Raw genomic sequence first — 6,090 nt, 5'->3', positions numbered from 1 at the left:
GGAGGGGGGAGCTCGGCGGAGGGGGTTTTGTCTGACATGGTCATTTCGATTTGTGACTATTATTCACCCATGTGCTTTTTATGCGATGCCAAACACTCCGCCTGGCCTGGCCGCCGGGCATTTTTGCTGGCCGCCGCCGGCGCCGCGGCGACCGCCGCCACCACGCCGCTGCGTGCTCAGGTGGATGTCGGGCCCGCGTCCCAGTTGCGCAACCTGGTGCCCGCCGACGAGATCGAAAGCGCCGCTACCCAGGAATACAGCAAGCTGCTGGCCGAAGCCCGCGCCAAGGGCGCGCTGGCGCCGCAGGGCCACCCGCAGCTGCAACGGCTGCGCGCTATCGCCGCGAAGCTGGTGCCGCAGACCGCCCAGTGGAACGACCGCGCCAAACAATGGCGCTGGGAGGTCAACCTGCTGGGCAGCAAACAGATCAACGCGTTTTGCATGCCGGGCGGCAAGATCGCCTTTTATACCGGCATCCTCGACCAGCTCAAATTGACCGACGACGAGGCGGCCATGGTCATGGGCCACGAAATGGCCCACGCGCTGCGCGAGCATGCCCGCGCGCGTATCGCCAAAAGCCAGGGTACGGGTACCCTGCTGTCGCTGGGCGCGCAGCTGCTGGGCTTGGGCCAGGTCGGCGACCTGGCCGCGAGCATAGGCACGCAACTGCTGACGCTGCGGTTTAGCCGCGAGGACGAAACCGACGCCGACCTGGTGGGCCTGGAGCTGGCCGCGCGCGGCGGCTACAACCCGCAGGCGGCCGTCAGCCTGTGGGAAAAAATGGGCCAGGCCGGCGGCGGCGCCGGCGGCCCGAGTTTTCTTTCGACCCATCCTTCGGGCCCCGAGCGCATCCAGCAACTGCAGGCCAATGTGCCCAAGGTGCAGGGTCTGTACCAACGCGCCCGCGGCTGACCCGGCTGGCCGCCCGCGGTGACCGGTTTGACGCAGCGCGCCGCATTCTTTTCGCGCGCCTGGTGGCGGGCTTTTCGCCCGGCACGCACCCGCATCAACACGCGCGAACGCCTGCGTTTGGTGGCGGGTTCGCTGTTCGGCATCTTCCTGACGGGGCTGCTGTGTCATTTGGCCGGCGGGGTGCTGCCCGGCCTGCCCTGGCTGGTGGCGCCGCTGGGGGCCAGCGCGGTGCTGATCTTTGCCGTGCCCGCGAGCCCGATGGCGCAGCCCTGGCCGGTGGTGGGCGGTAACACGCTGTCGGCGCTGGCCGGCATCGCCGGAGTGCACGGCGCGCACCTGCTGGGCTCGCCCGAACTGGCCGCGGCCCTGGCGGTGGCCACGGCCATTGCGCTGATGCTGGCGCTGCGCTGCCTGCACCCGCCGGGCGGGGCCACGGCGCTCATGATGGTGCTGGGCGGCATCTCCAGCCCGGTGTTCGCCTTCTATCCCGTGATGCTCAATTCGGTGCTGCTGGTGCTCATGGGCATCCTGTACAACAACGCGACGCGGCGCGCCTACCCGCACACGCAGCTGCCGCCGCCGGGCGCGGCGCCCTCGGACCAGGACCGGCAGCTCGACGCCGACCTGGACGCCGTACTGGCACGCTACAACCAGGTGCTGGATGTGAGCCGCGACGACCTCAAGGCCCTGCTGGCCGAAACGCGGCTACGCGCCTACGACCGAAAGCTGGCCGAGGTGCGCTGCGAAGACATCATGTCGCGTGAGCTGGTGACGGTGGAATTCGGCACGCCGCTTGAGGAGGCCTGGGCCCTGCTGAGGGAGCGCCGCATCAAGGCGCTGCCGGTGGTGGACCGCGGCTTTCGCATCGCGGGGATCATCACGGTGGCGGACTTCATGCGCGCCGCCGACCTGGACTTGTACGAGGGCTTTGACGCCAAGCTGAGGCAACTGGTGCGCAGCACGCGCAGCGTGTATTCGGACAAGCCCGAGGTCGTAGGGCAGATCATGACCCGCAACGTGCGCGTGGCGGGCCGGCAGCGCCGGCTGGTGGAACTGGTGCCGCTGTTCGGCAGCACGGGCCACCACCACATCCCCATCATCGGCGAGGGTGAGCGGCTGGTCGGGATTATTACCCAGTCGGATCTGGTCGCGGCGCTCGGGAAGGCTGCCGACCCGGCCGCTTGATCAAGGATGAAGCGTGTGATGGATGAGGTCAAATGTATTCATTTCCCGCGCGGTTTTCGATGTAACTCGCTCCATATAAAGGCATAAGGTTTAACGAACTTGTCTTGTGCGATTTTCGAGTGGGATGGGCCCATGTTGAAGGGGCGTCCAGGATGGCAACCACTCGTACTTGTCCTACGCTGCTTTTTGATACTTGCGCCTTAAGATGGACCGCATGAGCCCTCCTCTTCTTTCAGGACAAGCCGCTTTTTTCGCGCGGTGGCCGGACACGGATGGGCGGGCACCCTCCACCCCGATGCCATGACGCGCACCGAACCGGCCCTGATCGCATTCCTGGAGGAGCAGCGCGCCGATTACACCCGTTCCCTTCCGCGCCGCCTGGAGCAGGTCGGGTTGCTCTGGCAGCAGATTCTGCGCGGCGAGGATCTGGCCCAGGCTTTGCCGACGCTGGAGCGCCATGCGCACAGCCTGGCTGGTTCCGCGGCCACCTTCGGCTGGGCGGAACTCGGGCTGGCCGCACAGGCGCTGGAACTGGCCCTGAGCCCCCACGTTGGCGCGGAGCAATCGCTGGCCCCCGAGGCGCAGGCCGAGGTGGGCCGGGCCGTTGAGCAATTGCAGCAGCGCTTTCACGGCGCTGCCTGAAGGCTTGCGAAAGAACTGCCCATGCCATCCTCCGCCATCTTCCTGAAAAAGATCAAGGTCGCGATGGCTGGCGGTGTGGTGCTCATGGTTGTGGTGGGCACGGCGTCCTATATGGCCATCAGCCGCCTGCTGGAAACGGCGCAGTCCCGCGTGCGGACCGAGGACACGCTGGTGATGCTGGAGCGAGTGGACTCCAGCCTGCGAACGGCCGAGTCCACGCTGCGGCAGTACCTGCTGAGCGGTCGCGAGGACGACCTGGCGGCCTTCCAGGAAGCCCGGGTCGAATTGCGCGCCGTCAGGGCTCGCACGCGCCGCGCCAATGTGCTGCAGGAGTCGGCGGATTTTGACGAGTTGATCAACCAGCGTGCCGAGACCGCGAACCAGGCCATCGCGGCGCGTCAGGCAGGCGGTTCCGAGGCGGCGGCGGCCGTCCTGGCGAGCCAGGCCAGCCGTGATTTGCGCCTGCGCACCAATGCACTGCTCGAAGGCGCGCGCAACCGCGAGTCCTACAAGTGGCGTGACGCGCAGGCGGCGGCCGAGCGCAGCGCGCAGTGGGCGCTGAGCCTCATCGTGGCCGCCAGTGCCTTGTTTTTCGTCATGCTGGGCTGGGTGGTCTATGTGGTCAAGCATTACGAGCAGGTGCGAAAAAGCGGCGAGGCCCAGCTGCGCGACAGCGAAGCGATGAGCCGCAGCATCACCGAAGGCATGGTGGAGGCCGTAATCACCACCACTTCGGAGGACATCGTGCTGGAGGCCAATGCCGCCGCGCTGCAACTCTTCGGCTATGAGCGCAGTGAGCTGGTGGGGCGCGACGTTTCGGAACTGGTGCCCGAGCGCCTGCGCGGCCAGTACAAGGAATTCACCGCGATGATGCATGCGCGGCCCGGCGCCTTCCGGATTTCCGGGCGCGAAGTGCTCGCCTTGCGCAAGGACGGCACCGAATTCCCGGTCAGCGTGTCATTCAGCGACGTGCAGGTGGGCGGGCGGCGCGTGTTCACCGCCCTGATGCATGACATCACCGAAAGCAAGCGTATCACCAAGGCCCTGAGGGCCAGCGAGTCGCAGCTGCGCCAGGTCACCGACACGGTGCCGGCCCTGATCGCCTACCTGGACACCGACCAGCGCTTTCGCTTTCACAACCGGGCCTATGAGGATAACTTCGGCCTGAGCTATGAGCAGATCGACGGCAAGCCGCTGGCCGACGTGCTGGGTCCCCAGGTGTATGAAACGGTGCGGGAAAAGGTGGACGAGGTCCTGAGCGGGCATACGGTGCGCTACGAGCGCACGCAAGTCACGCCCCAGGGCGAGCGCAGGCACTACGCGATGCAGTATTTCCCGCGCTACGGCGAAGGCTCGGCGGCGGACAAAGTGATCGGCTTTTTCTCGCTGGGCACCGACATCACCGAGCTCAAGCGCATAGACCGCATGAAGACCGAATTCGTTTCCACCGTCAGCCACGAACTGCGCACGCCGCTCACCTCGATACGCGGTTCGCTAGGCCTGATCTCGGGCGGCGTGGCAGGCCAGTTGCCCGATGCCGTCAAGAGCCTGGTGACCATCGCGCAAAACAACTGCGAGCGCCTGATCCGGCTGATCAACGACATCCTGGACAGCGAAAAAATCGAATCCGGCAAGCTGCGCCTGGACCTGCAGGTGGTGGACATGCGGCAACTGGTGGAGCAGACGCTGGTCGCCAACGAGGGCTTTGCCGGCCAGCACGGCGTGAGCCTTGTGATGCGGGCGCCCGGGGAGGCGATGCACGTGCGCATCGACAGCGACCGCATGACCCAGGTGCTGACCAACCTGCTGTCCAACGCTGTGAAGTTTTCGCCGGCGGGCAGCCCGGTGGAGGTCAGGCTTTCGCGCACGGCGCAGAAGGTGCGGGCCGAGGTGGTCGACGTCGGCCCCGGCATTCCGGAGGAATTCAGAGCCCGAATTTTCCAGAAGTTCTCGCAGGCCGACTCCTCCGACACCCGCCAGAAAGGCGGAACCGGGCTGGGCCTGAATATTTCCCGCGCCCTGGTCGAAAAAATGGGCGGCACCATCGGGTTTTCCAGCAAGGCGGGCGTGGGTACCACCTTCTTTTTTGAGATGCCCGAATGGACAAATCCGGTGCCGCTGCTCAAGCCCCTGCGGCCGCCCACGGTGTCGTCGCGCCCGCGCATCCTGATCTGCGAGGGCGATCCCGACGTGGCCCGGCTGATCAGCATGATGCTGGGCAAGGCCGGCTTTGATTCGGACATGACCTACAGCGCCGAGGAGGCGCTGGCCAGCCTGGCCTCCAACAGCTACGACGCGGTGACGGTGGACCTCAAGCTGCCCGGCCAGAACGGAGTGTCTTTCATTGGCCAGCTGCGCGAGGACGAGAGCACGCGCAACTTGCCCGTCGTGGTCATCTCGGCCATGGCAGAGCAGGGCGAACTGCAATTCAACCGCAAGCCGCACACGGTCTCGGACTGGCTGAAAAAACCTATCGACGAGCACCTGCTGGTGCACAGCCTGCGCCGCGCCGTCGCCAGCCTGGACTCGGGCAAGCCGCGCATCCTGCATGTCGAAGACGACCTGGACATCCAGCGCATCACCGCCGCCATCGCCCAGGAATTCGCGAGCTTCGAATTCGCCGCCACGCTGGACGAGGCCCGCGCCCTGCTGCGCGAGCATACCTTCGACCTGGTGCTGCTGGACCTGGCGCTGGGCAGCCATTCGGGCTGGGACCTGTTCGAGGACATCGACGCGCTGGATCCGCGCCCGCCGGTGATCGTGTTCTCGGCCGGCGACGTGGAAGCCTCGGACGGCCGGTATGCCGACGCGGTCCTGGTCAAGGCCCATACCTCAAACACCGAACTGCTTAATACAATTCAGCGAGTCCTTCAGATTCCCGGCGATCCGGGCCCAACCCGTCCCCAAGCCTTGAGTTGAACCATCATGACCAAACCACTGAACCGCATCCTCTATGTTGAAGACGAGCCCGACATCCGTATGGTGGCGCAGATGGCGCTGCAAGCCGTGGGAGGCTTCACCGTGATCGCCTGCGCCTCCGGCCAGGAGGCGCTGGATGCCGCGCCCGGCGCCGGGGCCGACCTGCTGCTGCTGGACGTCATGATGCCCGGCATGGACGGCCCCACCACGCTCAAGGGCCTGCGCCAGCTGCCGGCCACGGCCGGCACGCCGGTCATCTTCATGACCGCCAAGGTGCAGGCCGCCGAGGTGGCGGTCTACAAGGGCCTGGGCGCGCTGGAGGTGATTCCCAAGCCCTTCGATCCCATGGAGCTGTCCACGCAGATCCAGCGGATCTGGGCAGAACAGAACTAGGCCCCCACGGTCGCTCACTGCGTGTAGCTCCCTGCCCCC

At 66.3% G+C, this 6,090-nt stretch carries 5 protein-coding genes; all 5 read left to right on the top strand.

The genetic code is table 11. The features are described 5' to 3' along the window. Positions 1-69: 69 nt before the first annotated feature. Positions 70-912, top strand: coding sequence for a M48 family metallopeptidase (locus ACEN8I_RS21525; RefSeq protein ID WP_413330653.1), 843 nt, complete (start codon positions 70-72; stop codon positions 910-912). A 27-nt stretch (positions 913-939) separates the two neighbouring features. Then, positions 940-2,097 carry an HPP family protein gene (locus tag ACEN8I_RS21520; protein ID WP_413330655.1) on the top strand — a complete coding sequence of 386 codons (1,158 nt, stop codon included), beginning with the start codon at positions 940-942 and terminating at the stop codon, positions 2,095-2,097. A 300-nt stretch (positions 2,098-2,397) separates the two neighbouring features. Then, entirely contained in the window at positions 2,398-2,739 is a 342-nt protein-coding gene (locus tag ACEN8I_RS21515; RefSeq protein ID WP_413330652.1) for an Hpt domain-containing protein, read from the top strand. 21 nt (positions 2,740-2,760) lie between these two features. Continuing rightward, positions 2,761-5,658, top strand: a complete 2,898-nt coding sequence (locus ACEN8I_RS21510) for a PAS domain S-box protein (RefSeq protein WP_413330651.1) — start codon at positions 2,761-2,763, stop codon at positions 5,656-5,658. Between the two features lie 6 nt (positions 5,659-5,664). After that, positions 5,665-6,051: a response regulator gene (locus ACEN8I_RS21505; RefSeq protein ID WP_413330650.1), complete on the top strand. Its 387-nt coding sequence runs from the start codon at positions 5,665-5,667 to the stop codon at positions 6,049-6,051. The last annotated feature ends 39 nt before the right edge of the window (positions 6,052-6,090 follow it).

It is taken from the genome of Polaromonas sp. CT11-55 (assembly GCF_047303325.1).
In the GTDB taxonomy this organism is placed as follows: Bacteria; Pseudomonadota; Gammaproteobacteria; order Burkholderiales; family Burkholderiaceae_C; genus Polaromonas.
Note: the sequence above shows the minus strand (reverse complement) of the source record. Positions and strands in the feature narration are given on the sequence as shown.

Excerpts from the sequence above, each read along its gene's own strand:
- ACEN8I_RS21525 (WP_413330653.1), top strand. The coding sequence starts at position 70 with ATGTGCTTTTTATGCGATGCCAAACACTCCGCCTGGCCTGGCCGCCGG.
- ACEN8I_RS21515 (WP_413330652.1), top strand. The coding sequence starts at position 2,398 with ATGACGCGCACCGAACCGGCCCTGATCGCATTCCTGGAGGAGCAGCGC.
- ACEN8I_RS21510 (WP_413330651.1), top strand. The coding sequence starts at position 2,761 with ATGCCATCCTCCGCCATCTTCCTGAAAAAGATCAAGGTCGCGATGGCT.
- ACEN8I_RS21505 (WP_413330650.1), top strand. The coding sequence starts at position 5,665 with ATGACCAAACCACTGAACCGCATCCTCTATGTTGAAGACGAGCCCGAC.